The organism is Nocardioides sp. Z50_6, assembly GCF_058215755.1.
Window position 1 is genome coordinate 364,849 of sequence record NZ_JBZAJB010000003.1, and the last position, 24,892, is coordinate 389,740.

The window sequence follows — 24,892 nt, forward strand, 5'->3', positions numbered from 1 at the left end:
TGACCCCCAGTGTGACGGATCGGCCCAACAGGAAACACCCCGGCTCGCGGGACATCTCGGTGTGAGAAGTCGCTCGCGAACCGGGGTGCGCGTCCCGCCGTGGGGGAGGTGGGCTCAGACGCCGCGGAACCGGTTGATGGCGGTGATGTGCTCGGCGCGCATCTCCTCGTCGCGCACGCCCATGCCCTCCTGGGGCGCGAGGCACAGGACGCCGACCTTGCCCTGGTGGGCGTTGCGGTGGACGTCGAGCGACGCCTGACCGACCTCGTCGAGGGTGTAGGTCTTGGAGACGGTCGGGTGGATCTTGCCCCTGGCGATCAGCCGGTTGGCCTCCCACGACTCGCGGTAGTTGGCGAAGTGCGAGGAGACGATCCGCTTGAGGTTCATCCACAGGTAGCGGTTGTCGTACTCGTGCATGTAGCCCGTGGTGGAGGCGCAGGTGGTGATGGTGCCGCCCTTGCGGGTCACGTAGACCGAGGCGCCGAAGGTCTCGCGGCCGGGGTGCTCGAAGACGATGTCGATGTCCTCGCCGCCGGTGAGCTCACGGATCTTGGCGCCGAACCGCTTCCACTCCTTCGGGTCCTGGGTGTGCTCGTCCTTCCAGAACTGGTAGTTCTCCTCGGAGCGGTTGATGATCAGCTCGGCTCCCATGGAGCGGGCGATCTTGGCCTTCTCCTCGTTGGATACCACGCAGATCGGGGTGGCGCCGCCGTTGAGGGCGTACTGGGTGGCGAAGCCGCCGAGACCGCCCGAGGCGCCCCAGACCAGGACGTTGTCGCCCTGCTTCATGGCGCCGCCGTTCTTGGAGACCAGCTGGCGGTAGGCGGTGGAGTTGACGAGCCCGGGGGAGGCGGCCTCCTCCCAGGTGAGGTGCGCCGGCTTCGGCATGAGCTGGTTGGCCTTGACCAGGGCGACGTGGGCGAGGCCCCCGAAGTTGGTCTCGAAGCCCCAGATGCGCTGCTCGGGGTCCATCATCGTGTCGTCGTGGCCCTCGGGGCCCTCGAGCTCGACCGAGAGGCAGTGCGCGACGACCTCGGTGCCCGGCTTCCACTTGGTCACGCCCGGCCCGGTCTTCAGGACGACGCCGGAGAGGTCCGAGCCCACCACGTGGTAGGGCAGGTCGTGGCGCTTGGTCAGCGGGCTGAGACGGCCGTAGCGCTCCAGGAAGCCGAAGGTGGAGACGGGCTCGAAGATCGAGGTCCACACGGTGTTGTAGTTGATGGCGCTGGCCATCACCGCCACCAGCGCCTCGCCCGGGCCGAGCTCGGGCATGGCGACGTCCTCCACGTGGAGCGACTTGCGCGGGTCCTTGTCCCGGGTGGCCACGCCCTCGAACATGTCGACCTCGTCCTTGTGCACCGTCGCGGCACGGTAGGACTCGGGCAGCTCGAGGTTGGCGAAGTCCTCCGGCGCCGTGTCACCGGCGAGGATGGCATCGAGGATGTTCTGCACTTGTCTGGTCTCCTAGAACTGGGGTCACGCGGGGAGTGGTGGGCGGAAGATTACCCGCCGGTAACCGTGCTGTAACCCTTTGTGGGCCACGTCATACCTACGCTAGGCCGTCCGGGCGCCGGCCGACCACGGCGGAGCGCACAGAAGCAGTGTGCCGATCGTCCCGTCCGGCTCCGGTGAGGCGCTCAGTGGCCCTCGCCTGCGGGCTCCACCAGCTCGACGAGGACCCCGCCGGCGTCCTTGGGGTGCACGAAGTTGATCCGGGAGCCGGCCGTGCCGCGCCGGGGTGCGTCGTAGAGGAGGCGGACGCCGCGGCTGCGCAGGATCTCGCTGACCGCCTCCACGTCGGTGACGCGGTAGGCGAGCTGCTGGAGGCCCGGCCCGGAGCGCGCGAGGAACTTCGCGATCGTCGAGGTCTCGTCCAGGGGGGCCAGGAGCTGGATGGCCGAGCCGGAGTCGCCGACCGCGACCATGGCCTCGCGGACGCCCTGCTCCTGGTTGGTCTCCTCGTGGGTCACCCGCATGCCGAAGGTGTCGCGGTAGAAGGCGATCGCCTCGTCCAGGTCGGGGACGGCGATGCCCACGTGGTCGATGGCGGTGAACAGGTGGTCGGGGATCTCCAGGGGTGCGCTCATGAGGCCTATGTTCACCTGTCGCCGTGGGCGCAGGGCCGGGAGGTCCACATCAGGGACACCCGTGGGGGTGGCCGGTGGTGGGGTTAGGCTCGCCACGACTTCACCCGCCAGCACAGGAGGCTTCCCAGCATGTCGAGCCACACTTCCGTCATCGTCGCCGGGGCACGCACCCCCATCGGACGCCTCCTCGGTGGTCTCAAGGACCAGTCCGCGGCCGAGCTGGGCGGTGTCGCGATCAAGGGCGCCCTCGAGCGGGCCGGTGTCACCGGCGACCAGGTCGAGTACGTGATCATGGGCCACGTCATCCAGGCCGGGACCGGCCAGATCAGCGCGCGCCAGGCCGCGGTCAAGGGCGGGGTGCCGATGAGCGTCCCCGCGCTCACCATCAACAAGGTCTGCCTCTCGGGCATCAACGCGATCGCGCTGGCCGACCAGCTGATCCGCGCGGGCGAGCACGAGATCGTGGTGGCCGGCGGCATGGAGTCGATGACCCAGGCCCCGCACCTGCTCCTGAAGTCCCGCGAGGGCTTCAAGTACGGCGACACCCCGCTCGTCGACTCGATGGCCTACGACGCCCTCTTCGACCAGTTCACCAGCCAGGCCATGGGCCTGCTCACCGAGGAGTGCAACGCCGCCTCGGCCAACCTCACCCGCGAGGAGCAGGACACCTTCGCCGCCCGCAGCCACACGCTGGCAGCGGTCGCCCAGAAGGACGGCGTCTTCGACGACGAGATCGTGCCCGTCGTCGTCAAGTCGCGCCGCGGCGAGGTGACCGTCGACACCGACGAGGGTGTGCGTGCCGAGACCACCGCCGAGTCGCTCGGTGCCCTGCGTCCGGCGTTCTCCAAGGACGGCACCATCACCGCTGGTTCCGCCTCGCAGATCTCCGACGGGGCCTGCGCCGTCGTGGTGATGAGCAAGGCCAAGGCCGAGGAGCTGGGCCTGACCTGGCTCGCCGAGATCGGCGCCTCCGGCCAGGTCGCCGGCCCCGACTCGACGCTGCAGCTGCAGCCCGCCGCCGCGATCGTCAAGGCCGCGGAGAAGGAGGGCGTCTCGGTCCAGGACATCGACCTGTTCGAGATCAACGAGGCCTTCGCCGCGGTCGGCATCTCGTCGGCCCGCGAGCTCGGCGTCGACGAGGACAAGGTCAACGTCAACGGCGGCGCCATCGCCCTGGGTCACCCGGTCGGCATGTCCGGTGCCCGGATCGTGCTCCACCTCGCCCTCGAGCTCAAGCGTCGCGGCGGTGGCCTCGGTGCGGCCGCGCTCTGCGGCGGTGGCGGTCAGGGTGACGCGCTGATCATCCGGGTGCCGCAGGCGTGACACCGACGAACGGGGACCGACGCCGCACGGCGTCGGTCCCCGCTCTCGTCTCCGGCGCGCGCGGGGGGGACCCGAGGGCGGTGGCCCGGCTCATCTCGCTGGTCGAGGACGAGTCGCCACTGCTCCGCGAGGCCATGGCCGCGCTCGCGCCGCACTCCGGCCGGGCCCACGTCGTCGGCCTCACCGGGTCGCCAGGGGTGGGGAAGTCGACCTCGACCAGCGCCCTGGTCGGGCAGCTGCGCCGGGCCGGGCGCCGGGTGGGGGTCCTGGCGGTCGACCCCTCCTCCCCGTTCTCCGGGGGAGCTCTGCTCGGCGACCGGGTGCGGATGCAGGACCACGCGACCGACCCCGGCGTCTTCATCCGGTCGATGGCGTCACGAGGTCACCTCGGCGGACTCTCCTGGGCGACCCCCCAGGCCGTGCGGGTGCTGGACGCCGCCGGCTTCGACGTGGTGCTCGTGGAGACGGTGGGCGTCGGTCAGAGCGAGGTCGAGGTGGCTGGGCTCGCCGACACCACGGTGGTGCTGCTGGCCCCCGGGATGGGCGACGGCATCCAGGCCGCCAAGGCCGGCATCCTGGAGATCGGCGACCTCTACGTCGTCAACAAGGCGGACCGCGACGGCGCCGGCCAGGTCGCCCGTGACCTGCGCGCCATGCTCGCGATGACCCAGCGCGCCGAGGGCGACTGGCGCCCGCCGATCGTCCGCACCGTCGCCCGCGCGGGGGAGGGGATCCCCGAGGTCGTGGAGCAGCTCGAGGCCCACCTGGCCTGGTCGCGGTCCTCCGGGGCGCGCGAGGACAGGCGCCGTCGCCGCGCCCGCCGCGAGGTGGAGGCGATCGCGGTCGCCGCCCTGCGCGGCCGCTGGGCCGGCCTGCACGGGCACGCCTCGCTCGACGCCCTCGCCGACGACGTGGCGGCCGGGCGGCTCGATCCGTACGCCGCCGGCGACCGGCTGCTGGCCGCTCTGTAGTCGCGGCCGGCGACTGGTGGGGGAGTCGGCGGCGAGAGCGCGAGATCGGGCCGCGCGCCTCCCCGCTCCCCGGTCCTGCGACTGGTACCAATGGGTCGATCTGTGACCTGAACCGGACGGAGTCCCGGAGATGAACCCCAAGAAGACGTTCCTCGTCCTGCTCGTGGTCTTCCTCGGGTTCTGGATGTTCACCGACCCGAGCGGCCTGGCCCGGGCCGCGGAGGCCACCGCGACCACGGTCTGGCAGCTGCTCGTCTCGCTCTTCGAGGCGATCATCGACTTCTTCGGCGCCCTGTGATGGACCGGCGCCTCGGGGGTCGGCTCCCGGGACGGCCGTGATGGGCTTCCTCACCGACCCCGACATCGGCCAGTACCTCCTGCGCGACGAGGGCGAGGTGGTCGTCGACGAGGTCCGCCACCACTGGACGGCCTACGTGCGCGCCGCGCTGGAGGGTCTGGCGGCGGGGGCCCTGCTGGCGACCACGCCGTTCGTCCGCGTCGACCTGGCGTGGCTGCCGATGCTGGTGGCCGCGGCCGTCGCCCTGCACGCGGTGTGGCTGGCCCTGGGTGAGCACATGGACCGGTTCGTGATCACCAACATGCGGGTCTTCCGGGTGCACGGTGTGCTCTCCCGCCAGCACGCCACGATGCCGCTCTCCCGGATCCTCGACATCACGGTGAGCAAGCCGTTCGTGGGACGCCTCCTCGGCTACGGGCACTTCTGCTTCGAGTCCGCGGCCCAGGAGCAGGGACTGCGCGACATCCGCTTCGTCGGCCGGCCCAACGAGCGCGACCACGCCATCCAGCGGGTGGTCCAGCGATCCGGTCTGCGCGGGCCGAAGGTCATCAACTGAGAGCCCGGCCGGGCGAGGTGGGCCGTCTCAGTGGTGGGCGTCGACCTGGAGGGTCTGCCCGGTGATCGACCGGCCGCCGCTGCTGGCCAGGAAGAGCGCGACCGTCGCCACCTGTTCCGCGGTGGCCGTCGAGGCCGCCACCTTGCGGCGGGTGAGCAGGGATCCCTCGTGGGCCGGGGCCGCCGCCACGGGGTGACGCGACTGGCTGGGCACGCTCACGCGCGACGAGCAGAGCACGGTGTTGACGCGCGCCCCCAGGCGGGACCAGGCCCGGCCCGTGCGCTCGGTGTGGGCCTCCAGCTCGGCCTGCGCGTCGGCCGGGGTCTGGGTCAGCTCCAGCCAGCGCTGGGTGGCACTGGTGTGGACCACCGATCCCCCCAGGGGGGAGGAGTACAGACGCTGGCGGAGCTGGTGGGTGAGCCGCAGGGGGCCGACGAAGCCGAGCCGGGCGGAGTGGGCCATGAACTCGCGCTCGTGGGCCTCCAGGGTGTTGTCGAGCCGGGCGCCGGCGGCGTTGACCAGGACGTCGATGGCGCCGATGCGGTCGACGAAGGAGTCGATGGCGTCGCTGCTGGTCAGCCGGAGCTGGTGGTACTCGAAGCGGCTCAGGTCGGCGTCGTAGAGCGACGGCAGGATCTTGCAGCCGGTCACCGACACCCGGGCGCCGGCGGCCAGGAAGGCACGGGCGACCGTCAGGCCGAGACCACGGGAGCCGCCGGTGACCAGGACGTGTCGAGAGGTGAAGTCAAAGCCGATGTCGATCACGACATCCCCTCCAGGAAGTCCGACGCACGGCAGCAGAAGCCGGTCGTGCGGGTGCGGCATGACCCGTCTTGCGGCAGCAGGCGGGTGCGGTGTTTCTACCATCGTGCGTGGGTCGCTGGGAAGTGCAGGTCCAGACCTGATGGAATGCTCGGGTGACCCTCAAGGACCTCCTCGCCTCCCTGCCCGAGAACCCCCGTGTCGTGGTGACCGGCAACCACGCGACCCCCTGGCATCTGCTGGGCCTCGTCGACGCCGGGCTCGACCGCTACCGCCTCTGGGCGCTCAACGGCCAGCCGGGCCTACCGGACCGTGAGGGGGTGATGCTCGAGACGTCGTTCGTGGGTCCCGGTCAGCGACGCAGCCCCCGCCTGCGCTACGTGCCGTCGCGGCTCTCCCTGGTCCCCACCCTCTTCCACAGCCTGATGGTGCCGGACCTCGTCGTGCTTCACACCACCGAGCCGCGCGACGGCTTCGTCTCCCTCGGGGTGGAGGTCAACGTGCTGCCGGCCGCGATCGAGGCGGCTCGTGCCCACGGTGGCAAGGTGATCGCCCAGGTCAACTCCGAGATGCCCTGGACCCACGCCGACGCCCTGGTCCCGGTGGACCAGATCGACCTGATGGTGACCGCCGACGGCGCCCTGCCCACGGCGGCGGGCCTGCCGGTCGACGAGACGGCGGCCCTGATCGGCTCCCTGGTGGCCGAGCGGGTGGGCGACGGCTCGACCATGCAGGCGGGCATCGGCGCCGTTCCGGACGCCACCATGCACGGCCTCGCCGGGCGCACCGGCCTGAAGATCTGGACCGAGATGTTCTCCGACAGCGTGCTGGCCCTGGAGCGGGCCGGGGCGCTGGACACCTCCGTGCCGATCCGCTCCTCGTTCCTCTTCGGCTCCGAGGAGCTGCTGGAGTGGGTCGACGGCAACCCCCGGATCGAGATGCTGCGCACCGAGACGACCAACGACCCCGCGCGGATCGCCCGCAACCACGCGATGACCAGCGTCAACACCGCCCTCCAGGTCGACCTGTTCGGCCAGGCCAACGCCTCGCGGATCAACGCCCGGATCCACTCCGGCTTCGGGGGCCAGACCGACTTCATCGTCGGGGCGCTGCACAGCGTCGGCGGACAGGCCCTGATCGCGCTGCGGTCCTGGCACCCCAAGGCCGAGCTGTCGACCATCGTCGCCATGGTCGAGGAGCCGCTGACCTCGTTCCAGATGAGCGCGGTGGTCACCGAGCAGGGAGTCGCGGAGGTCTTCGGCCACGACCAGCGCGAGCAGGCCCGCAACCTGATCACCCAGGCGGCCCACCCGTCGGTGCGTGACGAGCTCTGGGAGGAGGCCGCCGAGCTCGGTCTCGCCTGAGGCGCCGCGGGCCGGGATCCGGACGCGGGAGTCCGAAAAGGACCCACCCCGCTGCGCGGCCCGCGGCCCGTCCGCGACAATGGGGGCATGACGCAGCAGCCGTTCTCTCGTCCCGGGGCCATCGACCTGTCGGCGCTCAAGCGCCCCGCACCTCCCGCCGGGCCCGCCGGCGCCGCGCCCGGGGGTGCGGCCCAGGCAGGCGGCACCTCCGCCTACGCCGTGGAGGTGGACCAGGCGAACTTCCAGGGGGTGCTGGAGGCGTCCATGACGGCGCCGGTGCTGCTGGTCTTCTACTCGCGGACCAGGATGCCCGAGAGCGGCCAGCTCGCCGACGACCTGCGCACCCTCTCCGACGAGCTCGAGGGCCGCTTCCTCGTGGGCCTCGTCGACGTCGACGCGGTCCCCGAGATCGCCCAGGCGATGCAGATCCCGTCGATCCCGCTGGTGGTGGCGGTGGTCGACGGCCGGCCGATGCCGCTCCTGCAGGACGTGGTCCCGCTCGACGAGCTGCGCACGGCGCTGACCCAGGTCGCCCAGCAGCTCACCGTGCAGGGCATCACCGGCCGGCACCAGCCCCGGCACAGCGCGGCGGCCGAGGAGGGCGTCGAGGTCGACCCCCGCTACGCCGCCGCCCAGGACGCCCTGGGTGAGGGCGACATCGACCGCGCCGTCGCGGAGTACCAGAAGCTGGTGGATGCCAACCCCGCCGACGCCGAGGCGGCGGCGGGCCTGGCCATGGCCCAGGTCCTGCGCCGGACCCGCGACGTCGACCTCGCCACCGCCCGGGCGGCGGCGGCCGAGGCCCCGGACGACGTGGACGCACAGACCCTCGTGGCCGACCTGGACATGCTGGGCGGCCACGTCGAGGACGCCTTCGCCCGCCTCGTCGACCTGGTGCGCCGCACCTCCGGCGCGGAGCGTGACCGGGCCCGCGACCACCTGCTCGGGCTCTTCGCCGCCGTCGGCAACGACGACCCGCGGGTCCTCAAGGGCCGCCAGAACCTGGCGTCCGCGCTCTTCTGAGGGTGCCTCAGCGACCGGACTCGGTGTAGCCCGGCCCGCCGTCGAGCGCAGCCAGCGCCGACTCGACGCGCCGGGCGGTGAAGTCGGCGGCGTGACGGCGCACCTCGTCCGGGGTGCAGAACTGGACCCCGGCGATCTCGCGCTCCTCACGGACCACCGTGTCGAGGACGGACGCCGCCACCGTCCCGCCGTCGAAGACCAGGCAGAGCGCGTCGTCCCAGCCGCCCCAGGACGGGAGCCAGTCGGTGAGCAGCAGGCGGCCCGGGGGCACCGTCAGCCCGAGCTCCTCCTCGACCTCGCGGGCGACGGCCAGCTGGGGCGACTCGCCGACCTCGACCACACCGCCGGGAAGGTCCCAGTCCACCTTGTAGGTCAGGCGGCACATCAGCACCCGACCCGCCTCGTCGCGCAGCAGCATCTGGCTGATCGCCCGCTTGCGCGGCAGGAACGAGTTGAGCAGGGCGCGGAAGCCGGCCGGCTCCTTGAGGGGCGCGTCGGTGGCCAGCCGGGCGTAGACGATGCGGTCCCCGGACTCGCCCGTCTCGCCGGGGACGCCGCGCATCACACCCTCGCGGTGCATGCCCGCCCAGGTGGCCAGGCGCTGGCTCAGGACGTCGTCGGGAGCCACCCACGCCTCCACCCGGCCGTGCCGGGTCAGCGCCCGCTCCACCACGAGGCTGATCTGGGTCACCGCGGCGCGGAAGTCTCCGGCGGCGAGCCCGGCGGGCCAGGAGACCCGGGCCACCCCCTCGCTCACGGTCTCCACAGCGGGTTCGGGGCTCACGTGCGTCACCCTAGCCGCGCCCGGCGTGACCGCTCTCGCCGTGCCTGCCCCTCGGTGCCGTGGCGACCGGTCATCGGGGGTGGCCGGACCGCGTCACTCGGACTCGGGGCGCAGCCACAGGGTGGCCAGCGGGGGGAGGGTGAGGACGGCGCTGGCGGGTTGCTCGTGCCAGGGCTCGTCGACCGCCTTCACGGCCCCCAGGTTGCCCACCCCGGAGCCGCTGTAGATCTCCGCGTCGGTGTTGAGGACCTCCCGCCACACCCCGGCGGAGGGGAGCCCCAGCCGGTAGCCCTCGTGGGGGATCGCCGCGAAGTTGGTGACGCAGACCAGGTCGGGTGCGTCGGGGGCACGGCGCACGAAGGCGAAGACGTTGCCCCCGGCGTCGTGCGACTCCAGCCAGGCGAAGCCGTGCGGGTCGTTGTCCTGGGCGTAGAGGGCGGGGGAGTCGCGGTAGACCTGGTTCATCGCGCGCACCAGGTCGCTGACCCCGCGGTGCTCGGGGTGCTCCAGGAGCCACCAGTCGAGCTCGCGCGCCTCCGCCCACTCCGCCTCCTGGGCGAACTCGGTGCCCATGAAGAGCAGCTGCTTGCCGGGGTGGGCCCACATGTAGGCCAGGTAGGCCCGCAGGTTGGCCAGCTGGCGCCACCGGTCGCCCGGCATCTTGCGCAGCAGCGAGCCCTTGCCGTGCACCACCTCGTCGTGGCTGATCGGCAGCACGTAGTTCTCCGACCAGGCGTAGACCAGGGGGAAGGTCAGCTCGCCGTGGTGGTGGCCGCGGTAGATCGGGTCGCGCTGCACGTAGGCCAGGGAGTCGTGCATCCACCCCATGTTCCACTTGAAGCCGAAGCCGAGCCCGTCGGCGGAGGTGGGCCGGGTGACGCCGGGCCACGAGGTCGACTCCTCGGCGATGGTGAAGGCGCCCGGCACCCGCTTGTAGACGGTCGCGTTCATCTCCTGGAGGAAGTTGACGGCCTCGAGGTTCTCGCGCCCGCCGTGCACGTTGGGGCTCCACTGCCCGGGCTCGCGGGAGTAGTCGAGATAGAGCATCGAGGCCACCGCGTCGACGCGCAGGGCGTCCACGTGGAACTCCTCGAGCCAGTAGAGCGCGTTGGCCACCAGGAAGTTGCGGACCTCGCGCCGGCCGAAGTTGAAGACGTAGGTGCCCCAGTCCGGGTGCTCCCCGCGGGACGGGTTGGGGTCCTCGTAGAGGGGGGTGCCGTCGAAGCGTGCGAGGGCGAACTCGTCCTTGGGGAAGTGGGCCGGAACCCAGTCGACGATCACCCCGATGCCCGCCTGGTGCAGCCGGTCGACGAGGAGCCGGAAGCCGTCCGGGTCGCCGAAGCGGGAGGTGGGCGCGAAGTAGGAGGTGACCTGGTAGCCCCAGGAGCCGCCGAAGGGGTGCTCCATCACCGGCATCAGCTCGACGTGGGTGAAGCCGAGGTCGCGGACGTAGGGGACCAGGCTGTCCGCGATCTCCTCCCAGGTGTAGAGACGCCCGTCGGGGTGCCGGCGCCAGGAGGCCAGGTGGAGCTCGTAGACCGCCATCGGCTCCTCGACCGGCCGGCGGGCGGTCCGGGACTCCATCCACTCCTGGTCCTGCCACTCGTGACGGGAGCGGAAGACCACCGAGGCCGTCTCGGGCGGGACCTGGGTATGGAAGGCCATCGGGTCGGCCTTGTCGCGCCAGACGTCGTCGGCCCCGCGAATGCGGAACTTGTAGCGGTCCCCGCCCTCGGCTCCCGCCACCTTGGCGTGCCAGATCCCGGACTCGCCGATCGGGGCCAGGGGAGTGGCGGCGCCGTCCCAGTGGTTGAAGTCGCCGACGACCTGGACCTCCTGGGCGTTCGGCGCCCAGACCGAGAAGCTGGTGCCGGTCGGGTCGACCTGGGCCCCGAGGACCTGCCACAGCTCCTCGTGGCGTCCCTCGTTGATCAGGTGGATGTCGAGCTCTCCGGGTCCCGTCATGCGTTCGCTCCGCTCGTGTCGGTGTGGTCGCCGGCCGTCGGGCCGCGAAGGGGGTCCTGCGCGAGCTGCGCCACGGCCTGCAGGGGGATCTCCACCCACCCCGGCCGGTTGCGCGCCTCGTAGGCCGACTCGTAGACCGCCTTGTCCGCCAGGTAGGCCGCCAGCAGGGTCTGCTCGGCCTCGCTGAGCCCGTCGGGCGCGTAGGCGTCGAGGAAGGCGGTCTGGTTGCGGGTCGACCACTCCTTGGCCCGGTAGAGGCGCTGGGCGCCGCCCTCCTCGCCGGGATGGTTCATCGCCGTGACCCGGGGGGCGTAGTCGAAGGAGCGGAGCATCCCGGCGACGTCGCGCCAGACCGAGTCCGGGCGCAGGCGCTCGGCCAGCGGGCGGGCGGGCTCACCCTCGAAGTCCACGATCTTCCACCCGCGCACGGTGCGCAGCGTCTGGCCCAGGTGGAGGTCGCCGTGCACCTGCTGCACCCGGACGCCCTCCAGGGCGGGGATGCGGTCGTAGGTGGCCCTGAGCAGCGACTCGTACGGCGCCAGGCCCTCGACGACGCCCAGGGCGTCGTCGAGCCGGTGGTGCATCGCGGCGGAGAGCGTCTCCAGCTCCTCGCGGCCGCGCTCGGCGACCGGGAAGTGCTCGGCCAGCACCTGGTGGGTCTCGCGCAGGGCCACCCCGAGCCGGGCCGACTCGCCGGCGAAGTCGCCGCCGACCTCGTCGGGGTGCAGGTCGCCCTCGGCGAAGAGGTCGCGGACGCTGACCAGGGCCAGCTCCCAGCCGTCGCTCGCGGTGCGCAGGTACTGCTGGAGCATGGCCAGCTGGATCACCGAGTCGGCCTCGTCGTCGACCACGTCGAGCCATCCGTAGAGGGCGGCGACGTGGTCGGAGCCGGCGAGGGTGAGCACGTCGTGGATCGCGATGTCGGGGTTGACCCCGGGGGTGACCTTGCGGAAGACCTTCATCACGGAGTCCTCGCCGAACCGCACCGAGGAGTTGGACTGCTCCCCGGTGAACAGGGTCGAGTGGGCCGTCACGTCGATCTCGTGCCCCGGCAGGGTGTGGAAGAGGAGCGGTCCCTGGGGGGCGTGCCCGTGGCCGGTCGTGTCGAAGGCCCGGAGCCACAGCCCCATCGCCTCGCGGTCGTGGAGCGCGTCGTAGACGTGCCGGTGGGCACCCGGGCGCCCCGGGTCCTCCCACGAGCCGACGAAGGCGTGGCCGATCCGCTCCTGCGGGTGGTCGTAGAAGGCCAGGGGCACCTGGTAGAGGTCGGGCTCCCCGCCGTCGGCGTAGGTGACCTCGACCAGCAGGATCTCCACGTGGACGCCCTCGCCGTCCAGGGTGCCGGCCCGCCGGGTGCCGGTGACGGTGAAGTCGCGCCCCTTGCCCCCGAACCAGCGCGCTTGGGCGAGCAGGTCGGCCAGGTCCTCATGCACGCTCATCAGCTGCTCTCCTCGCTCGGGGTGGTCAGCAGGAACCAGTAGAAGCCGTAGCCGCCCATGGTCAGCAGGTACGGCATCTCGCCCACCGCCGGGAACGGAACGCCGCCGAGCAGCTCGACGGGGACGAAGCCCTCCCACCGGCGCAGGTCGAGCTCGACCGGCTGGGGGAAGCGCGAGAGGTTGTTGACGCAGACGATCACCTCGCGGCGACCCGACGGGTCGACGTGCTCCCGGGCGTAGGAGAGCACCGCGGGGTTGGAGCCACCGAGGTCGGTGAAGTCACCGAGCCCGAACGCCGGGTGCTGGCGGCGGGCGTGGATCATCCGGCGCGTCCAGTGCAGCAGCGAGGAGGAGTTGGACAGCTGGGACTCCACGTTGACCGATTGGTAGCCGTAGACCGGGTCCTGGACCGGGGGCAGGTGGAGCTTGCCGGGGTTGGCCGAGGAGAAGCCGGCGTTGCGGTCCGGCGTCCACTGCATCGGGGTCCGCACCCCGTCGCGGTCGCCGAGCCAGATGTTGTCGCCCATCCCGATCTCGTCGCCGTAGTAGAGGACGGGGGAGCCGGGCAGGGACAGGAGGAGCGCGGTGAAGAGCTCGATCTGGTTGATGTCGTTCTCGAGCAGCGGGGCCAGCCGGCGGCGGATGCCGATGTTGGCCTTCATCCGGGGGTCCTTGGCGTACTCGTCCCACATGTAGTCGCGGTCCTCGTCGGTGACCATCTCCAGGGTCAGCTCGTCGTGGTTGCGCAGGAAGATGCCCCACTGGCAGTTGTCGGGGATCTCGGGCGTCTGCTCGAGGATCTCCGAGATCGGGAACCGCGACTCGCGCCGCACCGCCATGAAGATGCGTGGCATCACCGGGAAGTGGAACGCCATGTGGCACTCGTCGCCGCCGACCGCGGGGTCGCCGAAGTACTCGACCACGTCGGAGGGCCACTGGTTGGCCTCGCACAGCAGCACCCGGCCGGGGTAGTGCTCGTCGACGAAGCGGCGGCACTCGCGCAGGAACTCGTGGGTTTCCGGCAGGTTCTCGCCGTTGGTCCCGGGCCGCTCGAAGAGGTAGGGGACGGCGTCGAGCCGGAACCCGTCCAGGCCCATGTCGAGCCAGAAGCCCATCGCGTCGAGCATCGCCTGGCGCACGGCGGGGTTGTCGAAGTTGAGGTCGGGCTGGTGGTGGAAGAACCGGTGCCAGTAGTACTGCCCGCGGACCGGGTCGTAGGTCCAGTTGGAGGGCTCGGTGTCGACGAAGATGATGCGGGCCTCGGAGTAGAGCTCGTCGGTGTCGGACCAGACGTAGAAGTCGCCGTACGGGCCGTCCGGGTCGCTGCGGCTGGCCTGGAACCACGGGTGCTGGTCGCTGGTGTGGTTCATGACGAAGTCGACGATCACCCGGATCTCGCGCTTGTGGCACTCGTCGAGGAAGGTGTGGAAGTCCTCGACCGTGCCGCACTCGGGGAGGATGTTGTTGTAGTCGGCGACGTCGTAGCCGCCGTCGCGCAGGGGCGAGGTGAAGAAGGGCGGCACCCACAGGCAGTCCACCCCCAGCCACTGCAGGTAGTCGAGCTTCTCGATCAGCCCCCGGAAGTCACCCGTGCCGTCGCCGTCCGAGTCGCGGAACGAGCGGACCAGGACCTCGTAGAAGACGGCGCGCTTGAACCAGTCGGGCTGCTCGGCGGTGTTGCTGGTGTCCTCGAAGTCGTTGGTGGCACCCCGCTCCTCGATCGCGTCGGTCGAGATCTCCGTCAACGGGGGCTCCTCACGTGGATGATGTGTGCAGGCTCGTGCGTGGGGTCGAGGCGGACGTAATTGTGCTGGCTCCAGCTCCACTCGTCGCCGGAGATCTCGTCGTGGGCGATGAACGAGTCGTGCCACCCCAGGCCCAGGGCGGGCATGTCGAGGTGGACCATGGTCTCCCGGGTGCTGTGCGGGTCGAGGTTGAGGACCACCAGCACCGTGTCGTCGCCGTCCTCGAGGCGACGCCGCTTGCTGAAGACCAGCACGTGGTCGTCGTCGGAGGAGTGCACCGTGAGGTTGCGCAGCAGCTGGAGTGCGGGGTGCCGGCGACGAAGCTCGTTGAGGCGGGTCAGGTACGGCGCGAGGGTCCGGCCCTGCGCCGCCGCGCCCTCCCAGTCGCGGATCCTGATCTGGTACTTCTCCGAGTCGAGGTACTCCTCGCTGCCCGGGCGGACGGCCACGTGCTCGTAGAGCTCGTAGCCGGCGTAGACCCCCCAGGACGGCGAGCCGGTCGCGGCCAGCGCCGCCCGGATCTTGAACGCCGGCGGGCCGCCGTACTGCAGGAAGGCGTGCAGGATGTCGGGGGTGTTGACGAAGAAGTTCGGCCGCATCACGTCGTCGCTCTCGTGGCTGACCTCGCGCAGGTAGTCCTCGATCTCCCACTTGGCCGTGCGCCAGGTGAAGTAGGTGTAGGACTGCTGGAAGCCGACCGCGCCCAGGCCGTGCATCATCGCCGGGACGGTGAACGCCTCGGAGAGGAAGACCACGTCGGGGTCCGTGCGCCGGACCTCCTTGAGCAGCCACTCCCAGAAGGCCAGCGGCTTGGTGTGCGGGTTGTCGACCCGGAAGATGCGCACGCCGTGGGCCATCCAGTGGCGCACGACGCGCAGCACCTCGCGGCAGATGCCGGCGGTGTCGTTGTCGAAGTTGACCGGGTAGATGTCCTGGTACTTCTTCGGGGGGTTCTCCGCGTAGGCGATGGAGCCGTCCGCGCGGGTGGTGAACCACTCGGGGTGCTCAGTGACCCAGGGGTGGTCCGGGGCGCACTGGAGGGCCAGGTCCAGCGCCACCTCGAGGCCCAGCTCGCCGGCCCGGGCGACGAAGGCGTCGAAGTCCTCCAGGGTGCCCAGGTCGGGGTGGATCGCGTCGTGCCCGCCGTCCTTGCTGCCGATCGCCCACGGCGAGCCGGGGTCGTCCGGGCCGGGCGTCAACGAGTTGTTGGGGCCCTTGCGGTTGACCTCGCCGATGGGGTGGATCGGCGGCAGGTAGATGACGTCGAAGCCCATCTCGGCGACCGCGTCGAGCCGCTTGGCCGCCGTGGTGAAGTTGCCGCTGGTGATGCGGCCGGTGGCCGGGTCCTGGGTGGCCCCCTCGGAGCGCGGGAAGAACTCGTACCAGCTGCCGTAGAGGGCGCGCTGCCGGTCGACCCACAGCGGGTAGGGGCCGTCCACGGTGAGCAGGTCGCGCAGGGGGTGGGCCGCCAGGACCTCGCCGAGCTCGGGCGACTCCATCACCGCCAGCCTGGCCTCCACCGGACGGCGGGTGTCCCGGGCGGCCTTGGCCGCGCCCGTCACCGCCTTCTTCTCCTCCCGGGTGAGGCCGCCCTCGGCGAGCACCCGCTCGAGCAGCATGGCCCCCTCGGTGAACATCAGCTCGACGTCGACGCCGGCGGGGATCTTGAGACCGGCGTCGTGCTGCCAGGTGGCCAGGGGGTCCGACCAGGAGTGCACCTCGAAGCTCCAGGCGCCCTCGGAGTCGGGGACGACCTCGGCGCAGTAGCTGGTCTTCTCCTCGGGGTGGGGCGTCATCCGCACCGGGGGCCGTCGCGATCCGTCGGGGGCCACCAGCACCACCTCGGCGCCGAGCTGGTCGTGACCCTCCCGGAAGACCGTGGCACGCACCGGCAGGGGCTCGTCCACCGTCGCCTTCGCGGGCTGACGCCCGAGATCTACGACGGGGTGGACCCCCATGACTGGAATTCGACCGACCATGTCCCCACACTCGCTAACGGCGGAGCCCGGCGCAACTCGCGCCGGGCCGGACCGTCCGGCGCTGCGGGTGCCGCCTCGCCGGACGCGCGCCATGTACCCCGGATCGGGGACGGATCATGCGTTGGATCGATCAAAGAAAATGCCCTACCTTCTGGTCATGCGTGCGATCAGGCGATTCACCGTCCGTCCCGTCCTCCCGGGGGCGCTGGCCGACCTCGGCGTGCTCGCGGGCAACCTGCGCTGGTGCTGGCACCCCGAGACCCAGGACGTCTTCGCCGCGGTGGACCCCGACCTGTGGCGCCAGGTGGGACACGACCCGGTGCGCCTGCTGGGTGCTGTCTCGCGGGAGCGCCTCGAGCAGCTGGCCGACGACCGCGACTTCCTGGCCGAGCTCGCCGCCGCCCGGCACTCGCTCGACGACTACCTGGGCGGCGACCGGTGGTTCCAGCGCCGCAGCGGAGCCGACGCAGGCCCGGGCGCGAGGGGGGCGACGCCGCGCGCCATCGCCTACTTCTCGCCCGAGTACGGGATCACCGCCGTCCTGCCGCAGTACTCCGGCGGGCTCGGGATCCTGGCCGGCGACCACCTCAAGGCCGCCTCCGACCTGGGCATCCCGCTCACCGGCGTGGGGCTGCTCTACCGGCAGGGCTACTTCAAGCAGTCGCTCTCCCGCGACGGGTGGCAGCAGGAGACCTACCCGGTCCTGGACCCCGACGAGCTGCCGCTGACGCCGTTGCGCGAGACCGACGGCACCCGGGTGCTGGTCTCGATCGACCTGCCCGACGGCCCGCTGCTGGCCCGGGTCCTGGTGGCCCAGGTCGGGCGGGTGCCGCTGCTGCTCCTCGACTCCGACATCGAGGAGAACCCCCAGCACTACCGGGACGTGACCGACCGCCTCTACGGCGGCAACTCCGAGCACCGGCTGCACCAGGAGCTGCTGCTCGGCGTCGGCGGGGTCCGGGCGCTGCGGGCGTGGTCGCGGATCACCGGCGCCCCGGAGCCCGAGGTCTTCCACACCAACGAGGGTCACGCGGGCTTCCTGGGCATCGAGCGGATCCGCGAGCTGACCGCGGACCCGCACGGCCCGGGGCTCGACTTCGACACCGCGCTGGAGGTCTGCCGCGCCGGGACCGTCTTCACCACCCACACGCCGGTTCCGGCGGGGATCGACCGCTTCCCCCGCTCGCTGGTCGAGCAGTACTTCGGCACCGGGTCGTCCCCGGCCCCCGGCGTGCCGGTGGAGCGGGTCCTCGCCCTGGGCGCGGAGGACTACGAGGGCGGCGACGCCGGGGTCTTCAACATGGCGGTGATGGGCTTCCGCCTGGCCCAGCGAGCCAACGGGGTCTCCCAGCTCCACGGTCGCGTCTCGCGGGGCATGTTCAACGGCCTGTGGCCCGCCTTCGACGAGGCCGAGGTGCCGATCGGCTCGATCACCAACGGCGTCCACGGGCCGACCTGGGTGGCCCGGGAGATCTTCGAGCTCGCGGCCGAGCTGGGGGCGCACGTCGACGACGACGACACCGACAGCCTGTGGCCCCTGGTCGACCGGGTGCCGGACCGCCGGCTCTGGGACCTCAAGCGCGTCCTGCGCCAGCGTCTGGTGGCCGACGCCCGCACCCGGCTCGCCAAGTCCTCGGCGAAGCGTGGCCTGACCCGGGCCGAGACCGGGTGGGTCGAGGAGGCGCTCGACCCCGACGTCCTGACCATCGGCTTCGCGCGGCGGGTGCCGTCCTACAAGCGGCTCACCCTGATGCTGCGCGACCCCGAGCGCCTCAAGCGGCTCCTGCTGCACCCCGAGCGGCCGATCCAGCTGGTGATCGCCGGCAAGTCGCACCCGGCCGACGACGGCGGCAAGCGGCTCATCCAGGAGATGGTCCGGTTCGCCGACGACCCCGAGGTCCGGCACCGCATCGTGTTCCTGCCCAACTACGACATCGCGATGGCGCAGCCTCTCTACCCGGGCTGCGACGTGTGGCTCAACAACCCGCTCCGTCCCTATGAGGCCTGCGGCACCTCGGGCATGAAGGCCGCGCTCAACGGCGGTCTCAACCTGTCGATCCTCGACGGCTGGTGGGACGAGTGGTTCGACGGCGGCAACGGCTGGGCGATCCCGTCGGCCGACGGCGTCGACGACCAGGACCGGCGCGACGACCTGGAGGCGGCCTCCCTCTACGACCTGCTCGAGCACGAGATCGCGCCCCGCTTCTACGACGTGGACGAGGACGGCGTGCCCACCCGCTGGGTGGAGATGGTCCGGCACACCCTGAAGTCGCTGGGGCCCAAGGTGCTGGCCACCCGGCAGGTGCGCGACTACGTCCGCGAGCTCTACGCGCCGGCCGCGCGGCACGTCCGCCTGCTCGCCCCCGAGGAGTGGTCCGGCGCCCGGGAGCTCTCGGAATGGAAGCGGCGCGTCCGCGAGCACTGGCACGGCGTCCACGTGGAGCACGTGGAGTCCGAGGACCACGGCGACACGGCGGAGGTGGGGGAGTCCCTGACGGTCCACGCCTACGTGGCGCTGGACGGTCTCTCGCCCGACGACGTCGAGGTGCAGGCGGTGCACGGGCGGACCGGGCTCGACGACGAGCTCACCGACTCCGCCACCACCCGGATGGAGCTGGTCGACTCCTACGAGGACGGACGGCATCGCTTCGACGCCACCCTCCCGCTCGACCACGCTGGCTCCTTCGGCTACACCGTGCGGGTGGTTCCGCGGCACCGGGCGCTCGCCTCGGAGGCCGAGCTCGGGCTGGTCGCGCTCCCGGCCTGACGGGCGCGGGGCCCGCACCGGCCCCGCGCAGCGACCCGGCCCCGCGCAAGCGACCGGCTCCGCGCAAGCGACCGGCCCCGCGCAGCGGCGGGCTCAGCGCAGTGAGCGCGCCGCGAGCTTGGCCTCCAGGCGTGCCTCCTTGGCCAGGTGACCGGCCTGGCGCCGGGTGTCCCGGGCGATCCGCCGGGCCCGCCAGGCCACGCCCGGCCGGCCCTCGGTGTCGACCGCGGCGAGCAGCAGGCCGCCGAGGAGGCTGAGGTTCTTGGCCACCTGGGTCTTGTCCTGGGCCCGGGCCGCGGGGTCGGAGTCCTGCCAGAACGGGTGACCGGCCACTGTCGTCGGCACCAGGGTGGCGGCCAGCACCGTGGCCGAGAGGCGCGGCAGCCGGTTGGTGGCCAGCATCGCGGCCGCCCCCACCTGGACGGCGCCGTTGAGCCGGACGAGGGTCGCCGGGTCCTCGGGGAGCGGGAGGCCCTGGGCCCGGGCCGCGGGCACCACCCGGTCGGTCAGGGTGCGGGCCTTCTGGGCGAGGGCGTCGGGATTCCGGACCGCGTGGTATCCGCCGTAGAAGAAGATGCTGCTGAGCAGGGGACGGGCGAGCAGTCGTGAGATGGCCATGGGTCACCTCTACCCGATCGCGACGCGGGGAACACCTGCGCCGGGGCCGCTCGCCCGAAGCGCCGTCTCGTCGCCGTGCTCGTGGCTGCCGTGACGTTCGCTCTTGTGCGGCGACCTGGCCGTCCCTGTGGATCACCGGATGGCCCTCCGAAGCCCGAGCCGACTGACCACGACCCCCGGGGTCAGACCTCGCGCAGCACCAGGGTCGACCGGGCCGCGAGCTCGAAGACGTCCCCGGCGAGCACCGTGGTGCCGGCGGGGTGGTGCTCGTCGGTCGAGAGCACGACCTCGCCCTTCTGCACCCACTCGTTCTCCGGCAGGGTGATGCGCACCGGGACCGACTCGTTGTTGAGCCAGATCATGAAGGAGCTGTCGCGGAGCTGCTCCCCGCGCGGGCCGGGGGAGCGCAGGGGGTCGCCCGAGACGAACATCCCCAGCACCTTGATGGAGCGGTCGTGCCAGTCGGCGGTCGTCATCTCGCGACCCTCCGGGTGCAGCCACGCCAGGTCCTTGGGTCCGCCCCTGATCGTGGGCCGCCCCTCGAACCAGTGGCGCTGCCGCAGCGCCGGGTGCTCGCGTCGCAGGCGCAGCGCGGTCTTGGTGTGCTCGTAGACGTCGAGCCAGGCATCGTCGGGACGCCAGTCGACCCATGAGGTCTCGTCGTCGTGCACGTAGGCGTTGTTGTTCCCGCCCTGGGTGCGGCCCCGCTCGTCGCCCATGGTCAGCATCGGGACGCCGGCACTGAAGCAGAGCGTGGTCATCAGGTTCTTCGCCTGGCGGTGGCGCAGGGCGATCACGCCCTGGTCGTCGGTCTCGCCCTCCACGCCGCAGTTCCACGACCTGTTGTTGTCGGTGCCGTCGCGGTTGGACTCGCCGTTGGACTCGTTGTGCTTGCGCTCGTAGGAGACGAGGTCGCGGAGCGTGAAGCCGTCGTGGGCGGTGATGAAGTTGACCGAGGCGTACGGCGACCGCCCGTCGTCGGCGTAGAGGTCGCTCGAGCCGGCGAGGCGGGTCGCCATCGTCCGGATCCCGTCGCCGTGCCCACGCCAGAAGTCACGCACCGTGTCGCGGAACTGGTCGTTCCATTCCACCCAGGGCGGCGGGAAGCGGCCGACCATGTAGCCGTCCATGGAGGCGTCCCAGGGCTCGGCGATCAGCTTGACGTGGCGCAGCAGCGGATCCTGGCCGATGGCGGTCAGGAGGTGGCTGCCCATGTCGACGGCCTGCTGGGTGCGGGTGATGGCCGAGGTGAGGTCGAAGCGGAACCCGTCGACGTGCATCTCGGTGACCCAGTAGCGCAGCGAGTCCAGGACCAGTCGCAGCGACTGCGTGCGCGTGGTGTCGACCGTGTTGCCGCACCCGGTCACGTCCCAGTAGGTGTCGGGGACCACCGGGTCCCCGTGCGCGTCCACGACGCGTTGGTAGTAGCCGAGGTCGTCGAGGCCCCGGAAGCTCAGGGTCGGGCCCAGCGGGCCGCCCTCGGCGGTGTGGTTGTAGACGACGTCGAGGATGACCTCGAGCCCGGCCCGGTGGAAGGACCTGACCATCTCCTTGAACTCGGTGACCTGCTGGCCGCGGTCGCCGCTGGAGGAGTAGCCGTTGTGCGGGGCGAAGTAGTTGAGGGAGTTGTACCCCCAGTAGTTGACCTGCCCGCGCTCCGCGACCCCCGGCTCGGTGGCGAACTGGTGGATCGGGAGCAGCTCGACCGCGGTGACGCCGAGGTCGCGCAGGTAGTCGGTGACCGCGGGGGTCGCCAGCCCGGCGTACGTGCCGCGCAGCTCCGCCGGGACGCGGTCGTGGAGAGCGGTCATCCCCTTGACGTGCAGCTCGTAGATCACCGTGTCGCGCCAGCGACGCCGCAGCGGGGTCTCGCCCTCCCAGTCGAAGTCGTCGGCGACGACCACGGTGCGCGGCACGTAGGGGGCCGAGTCCAGCCGGCTGGGGGTCAGCGGGTCGTCCTCGTCATGGCCGTACACCGCCGGGTGGTGCTGCACCGAGCCGGAGACCGCCACGCCGTAGGGATCGACCAGCAGCTTGTGCGGGTTGAAGCGCAGACCGCGCTCGGGGTCCCACGGACCCTCCACCCGGTAGCCGTAACGGGTGCCGGTGGGCACTCCGGGCACCTCGGAGTGCCAGATGCCCAGCGACTGCTCGAGCAGCTCGACACGGTGCTCGACGTCGTCCTCGTCGAAGAGGCAGACCCAGACGCGCCGGGCCCGGGGGCAGTAGACGGCGAAGTTGGTCGCCTCCGGGGTCCACGTCGCACCGAGGGGCCAGTTGCGCCCCGGCCACACGTGCGTGCGCTCGTCCCGGTGGTCCCACATTCCCGCAGTCATCGAAGCCATTGTGGCCGATGGGGGTGCGACGCGTGGCCGATGGCCGCAGGTGGCACGATCCTGTCCAGGGACCGACACGAGTGAGCGGAGAGACAGATGGGTGAGTTCGTCAACCTCGAGGTGGCCGACGGCGTCGGGACGATCCGGCTCGACCGTCCCAAGATGAACGCCCTCGACATGGTCGTGCAGGAGGAGATCCGCGTCGCGGCGCAGCAGGCCACGGACTCCGACGACGTGAAGGCCGTCGTGCTCTGGGGTGGTGAGCGGGTCTTCGCCGCGGGCGCGGACGTCAAGGAGATGGCCGACATGTCCTACGCCGACATGGTCAAGCGCTCCACCGGCCTGCAGTCCTCGATCACCTCGGTGGCCAAGATCCCCAAGCCCGTGGTGGCCGCGATCACCGGGTACGCCCTCGGCGGGGGCTGCGAGCTGGCGCTCTGCGCCGACGTGCGCTTCGCCGCCGACAACGCGGTGCTGGGACAGCCCGAGGTCCTGCTCGGCATCATCCCGGGGGCCGGCGGCACCCAGCGGCTCGCCCGCCTGATCGGGCCGGCCAAGGCCAAGGACCTGATCTTCACGGGTCGGATGGTCAAGGCCGACGAGGCGCTCGCGCTCGGTCTGGTCGACCGGGTGCTGCCCGCCGACCGGGTGCTGGCGGAGGCCGTGGCCTGGGCCTCGCAATTCACCGGGGCCGCCTCGCTGGCCCTGCGCGCGGCCAAGACCAGCATCGACCGCGGTCTCGAGGTCGACCTCGAGACCGGCCTGGAGATCGAGCGGCAGCAGTTCGCGGCCCTCTTCGCCACCGAGGACCGTGACCTCGGCATGGGCTCCTTCGTTGAGAGGGGACCGGGCAAGGCCGAGTTCGTCGGCCGCTGAGCAGGAGAGGGCACAGATGACGACCCAGCAGCGCGGTCACCCCGCGGGTGCCGTCGGGAGGGCCCGGGCCCGGGCGGCGTACCTGCTGTGGTGGGCCTGCGTCGCGTGTGCCGTCCTCCTGGCCACCGGCACCCTGCTGGTGGCGCTCGACGGCGAGGGCCAGCCGGGTGTGGTCGCGTTCGTCGTGTCGGCCGCGGACGCCGTCGACCTGGGCCTCTTCGATCGGCGCGACGGGGTCTGGGCGGCCCTCGGCGGTGACTCCACGATGCGCACGGCGCTCCTCAGCTGGGGGACCGGCGCCCTGGTCTGGCTGGTCCTCGGGCGGCTGGCCGACCGCCTGGTCGGGCCGTGACGCGGACCCGGCGGAGGAGCCCACGGCTTCCGTGGCGGTGCGGGTGTTCGGTGGTCGAGACAGTGCGGATCGCGAGGCGGGTTCACCACATCCTGGGTTCAGTGACTAGAGTCACCCCAGAAGTTACGGGAGGGTAACGAGTCCTTCCGTCCGTCTTGCCTTGGAGGGCACCTCATGCACAAGTCTCTATTCCGTCGCACCCTGGCCGCCGGCGCCTCGCTGGCCGTCGCCGCCACCGGCGTCGCGGCCCTCGCGGCGTCGCCCGCGAACGCCGCCAGCAAGGTCATCCCCACCGACTGCTCCCTCAGCATCGCTGGCGGCGCGTACAACCCGCAGGAGGGCTTCACCACCGAGGCTGACACGAGCCTCGCCGACCTGAAGCTCGGCGAGAAGGTCCGCCCCACGTTCACTGCGAAGATCACCGTCCCCGCCCACCTCACCCCGGTGGCGCGCGGGCTCGGGACGAAGATGAGCGGCACCGCGAAGGTGAACAGCACCCTCAACGGCGTGGCCGTGACCGGCTCTGCGACGCTTCCCGAGACCGACACCGCGGGCGAGGGTCCGTTCGTCATCTCGGTGGCGGGTCAGTTCGACGCCGACTACACCGCTGACACCGCCGGCGCGAAGACCGTGAGCCTGGTCGGCTACACGGCCACCCTCAACTTCACGGGCGGCCCCGCTCCCATCGCCCTCGGCGTCGACTGCAAGGTGGCGGCGACCGCCGACGCCACCGTCGACACCTTCAACGTCGTGGACCCGAACGCGCCGACCCCGACGCCGACCCCGACCCCGACGCCCACCCCGACCCCGACCCCGACGCCGACCCCGGCGCCCGCGGTCCAGGGCACCGACACCGCCGGCTCGGTCATCTACAAGAAGAAGCAGAAGAAGGCTGTCGTCAAGGTCGTCGTGACCAACGACGACGGGACCGCCGCGGCCGGTGACGTCAAGGTCGTGCTCAAGAAGGGCAAGAACAAGTCCAAGGCCACCATCACCCTGAACGCCAAGGGCAAGGGCAAGGTCGCCTTCAAGAAGATCGCTGCCAAGGGCAAGTACCAGGCCACCCTGAAGTACAAGGGCAGCGCCACGTCCAAGAAGTCGAACGACAAGGTCACATTCACCGTGAAGTGATGCTCTCCTGACCTCGAGGTCCCCGTTCCCGGCTCCGGCCGGGGGCGGGGACTTCGTCGTTCTCCCGGTCTGGACCACCCGCCCAGCAAGGTTACGGCACGGTAACCTACGGCTTCGTAATGTTCATGGGCCTTGGGAGGGACCACACATGCGCAACACCGTCATTCGCAGGACCTTGGCTGTCGGAGCGTCCTTGGCGGTCGCCGCCACCGGGGTGGCGACTCTCGCGCCCAACGCGACCGCCATCAGTGCCGAGCTCAGGTTCGACTGTCAGACCGCTGCCGGTGCGTCGGTGTTCACCAACGTGACCGACACCGACCTGCCGGCCGAGGTGCCGTTCGGCAAGACCGTGCCGGTCAACGTCACCTCCAAGGTGACCGTGCCGGAGAACACCGTCCAGCTGCTCCGTCTTCTCGGTGCGACCACGGTGCAGGGGACCTCGGTGAGCGAGTCCACCCTGAACGGTGCCCCGCTGACGACCACCGTCAACGTGCCGACCACCCAGGTGGGCACCGC

The 24,892-nt window shown here is 71.4% G+C and carries 21 protein-coding genes; 11 read left to right on the plus strand and 10 right to left on the minus strand.

Annotated elements, in window-relative coordinates:
* Positions 1-114 precede the first annotated feature (114 nt).
* Both ccrA and mce read right to left on the minus strand, forming a co-directional pair.
* Positions 115-1,452, minus strand: a complete 1,338-nt coding sequence (ccrA, locus tag AC4BGE_RS10765; RefSeq protein WP_490569048.1) for a crotonyl-CoA carboxylase/reductase — start codon at positions 1,450-1,452, stop codon at positions 115-117.
* Positions 1,453-1,637: 185 nt separating this feature from the next.
* Positions 1,638-2,087 (minus strand): methylmalonyl-CoA epimerase, encoded by a 450-nt coding sequence (mce, locus tag AC4BGE_RS10770; protein WP_490575274.1) that lies wholly within the window; start codon positions 2,085-2,087, stop codon positions 1,638-1,640.
* A gap of 129 nt (positions 2,088-2,216) precedes the next feature.
* On the opposite strand from mce, the gene AC4BGE_RS10775 reads away from it, so the two are divergent.
* From AC4BGE_RS10775 to AC4BGE_RS10790, 4 genes are all read left to right on the plus strand, one after another.
* Positions 2,217-3,410 (plus strand): acetyl-CoA C-acetyltransferase, encoded by a 1,194-nt coding sequence (locus tag AC4BGE_RS10775; protein WP_490575275.1) that lies wholly within the window; start codon positions 2,217-2,219, stop codon positions 3,408-3,410.
* On the plus strand, positions 3,407-4,381 hold the full coding sequence (meaB, locus tag AC4BGE_RS10780; RefSeq protein WP_490575276.1) for a methylmalonyl Co-A mutase-associated GTPase MeaB: 975 nt from the start codon (positions 3,407-3,409) through the stop codon (positions 4,379-4,381). Before AC4BGE_RS10775 ends, meaB begins: the two co-directional genes overlap by 4 nt.
* 130 nt (positions 4,382-4,511) lie before the next feature.
* Positions 4,512-4,679, plus strand: coding sequence for a hypothetical protein (locus AC4BGE_RS10785; RefSeq protein WP_490569044.1), 168 nt, complete (start codon positions 4,512-4,514; stop codon positions 4,677-4,679).
* A gap of 40 nt (positions 4,680-4,719) precedes the next feature.
* Positions 4,720-5,235 (plus strand): PH domain-containing protein, encoded by a 516-nt coding sequence (locus AC4BGE_RS10790; RefSeq protein ID WP_490569043.1) that lies wholly within the window; start codon positions 4,720-4,722, stop codon positions 5,233-5,235.
* Positions 5,236-5,262: 27 nt separating this feature from the next.
* Here AC4BGE_RS10790 and AC4BGE_RS10795 read toward each other — a convergent pair whose 3' ends face one another.
* Positions 5,263-6,000, minus strand: coding sequence for an SDR family NAD(P)-dependent oxidoreductase (locus tag AC4BGE_RS10795; protein WP_490575277.1), 738 nt, complete (start codon positions 5,998-6,000; stop codon positions 5,263-5,265).
* A gap of 152 nt (positions 6,001-6,152) precedes the next feature.
* Between AC4BGE_RS10795 and AC4BGE_RS10800 the strand changes: the two genes are divergently transcribed.
* Both AC4BGE_RS10800 and AC4BGE_RS10805 read left to right on the plus strand, forming a co-directional pair.
* Entirely contained in the window at positions 6,153-7,361 is a 1,209-nt protein-coding gene (locus tag AC4BGE_RS10800) for an acetyl-CoA hydrolase/transferase family protein (RefSeq protein ID WP_490569041.1), read from the plus strand.
* Between the two features lie 87 nt (positions 7,362-7,448).
* Positions 7,449-8,384, plus strand: coding sequence for a co-chaperone YbbN (locus AC4BGE_RS10805; RefSeq protein WP_490575278.1), 936 nt, complete (start codon positions 7,449-7,451; stop codon positions 8,382-8,384).
* 7 nt (positions 8,385-8,391) lie between these two features.
* Here AC4BGE_RS10805 and AC4BGE_RS10810 read toward each other — a convergent pair whose 3' ends face one another.
* From AC4BGE_RS10810 to AC4BGE_RS10830, 5 genes are all read right to left on the minus strand, one after another.
* A complete protein-coding gene (locus AC4BGE_RS10810; RefSeq protein WP_490569039.1) occupies positions 8,392-9,168 on the minus strand; it encodes an NUDIX hydrolase in 777 nt (258 codons plus the stop codon).
* 93 nt (positions 9,169-9,261) lie between these two features.
* On the minus strand, positions 9,262-11,133 hold the full coding sequence (glgB, locus tag AC4BGE_RS10815) for a 1,4-alpha-glucan branching protein GlgB (RefSeq protein ID WP_490575279.1): 1,872 nt from the start codon (positions 11,131-11,133) through the stop codon (positions 9,262-9,264).
* On the minus strand, positions 11,130-12,572 hold the full coding sequence (locus AC4BGE_RS10820) for a maltokinase N-terminal cap-like domain-containing protein (protein ID WP_490569037.1): 1,443 nt from the start codon (positions 12,570-12,572) through the stop codon (positions 11,130-11,132). Before AC4BGE_RS10820 ends, glgB begins: the two co-directional genes overlap by 4 nt.
* Positions 12,572-14,293 carry a maltose alpha-D-glucosyltransferase gene (gene treS, locus AC4BGE_RS10825; protein ID WP_490575285.1) on the minus strand — a complete coding sequence of 574 codons (1,722 nt, stop codon included), beginning with the start codon at positions 14,291-14,293 and terminating at the stop codon, positions 12,572-12,574. The genes AC4BGE_RS10820 and treS overlap by 1 nt, the downstream gene beginning before the upstream one ends.
* Positions 14,294-14,313: 20 nt before the next feature.
* Entirely contained in the window at positions 14,314-16,275 is a 1,962-nt protein-coding gene (locus tag AC4BGE_RS10830; RefSeq protein ID WP_490569036.1) for an alpha-1,4-glucan--maltose-1-phosphate maltosyltransferase, read from the minus strand.
* A gap of 178 nt (positions 16,276-16,453) precedes the next feature.
* Here AC4BGE_RS10830 and glgP point away from each other — a divergent pair, with 178 nt between their 5' ends.
* The gene (gene glgP, locus AC4BGE_RS10835; RefSeq protein ID WP_490575280.1) at positions 16,454-19,063 is read left to right on the plus strand and encodes an alpha-glucan family phosphorylase; all 2,610 of its coding nucleotides are present in this window, start codon (positions 16,454-16,456) and stop codon (positions 19,061-19,063) included.
* A 93-nt stretch (positions 19,064-19,156) separates the two neighbouring features.
* On the opposite strand, the gene AC4BGE_RS10840 is transcribed toward glgP, so the two are convergent.
* Both AC4BGE_RS10840 and glgX read right to left on the minus strand, forming a co-directional pair.
* Positions 19,157-19,681 carry a DoxX family protein gene (locus tag AC4BGE_RS10840; RefSeq protein WP_490569034.1) on the minus strand — a complete coding sequence of 175 codons (525 nt, stop codon included), beginning with the start codon at positions 19,679-19,681 and terminating at the stop codon, positions 19,157-19,159.
* Between the two features lie 182 nt (positions 19,682-19,863).
* Positions 19,864-22,017 carry a glycogen debranching protein GlgX gene (glgX, locus tag AC4BGE_RS10845; RefSeq protein WP_490575281.1) on the minus strand — a complete coding sequence of 718 codons (2,154 nt, stop codon included), beginning with the start codon at positions 22,015-22,017 and terminating at the stop codon, positions 19,864-19,866.
* Between the two features lie 96 nt (positions 22,018-22,113).
* Here glgX and AC4BGE_RS10850 point away from each other — a divergent pair, with 96 nt between their 5' ends.
* The 4 genes from AC4BGE_RS10850 to AC4BGE_RS10865 all read left to right on the plus strand — a co-directional run.
* The gene (locus tag AC4BGE_RS10850) at positions 22,114-22,893 is read left to right on the plus strand and encodes an enoyl-CoA hydratase/isomerase family protein (RefSeq protein ID WP_490575282.1); all 780 of its coding nucleotides are present in this window, start codon (positions 22,114-22,116) and stop codon (positions 22,891-22,893) included.
* A 16-nt stretch (positions 22,894-22,909) separates the two neighbouring features.
* Entirely contained in the window at positions 22,910-23,245 is a 336-nt protein-coding gene (locus AC4BGE_RS10855; protein ID WP_490569031.1) for a hypothetical protein, read from the plus strand.
* A 174-nt stretch (positions 23,246-23,419) separates the two neighbouring features.
* A complete protein-coding gene (locus AC4BGE_RS10860; RefSeq protein ID WP_490575283.1) occupies positions 23,420-24,376 on the plus strand; it encodes a hypothetical protein in 957 nt (318 codons plus the stop codon).
* Positions 24,377-24,524: 148 nt separating this feature from the next.
* Positions 24,525-24,892 (plus strand): DUF6801 domain-containing protein (locus tag AC4BGE_RS10865; RefSeq protein ID WP_490569029.1); only part of this gene is annotated, 368 nt, incomplete at its 3' end.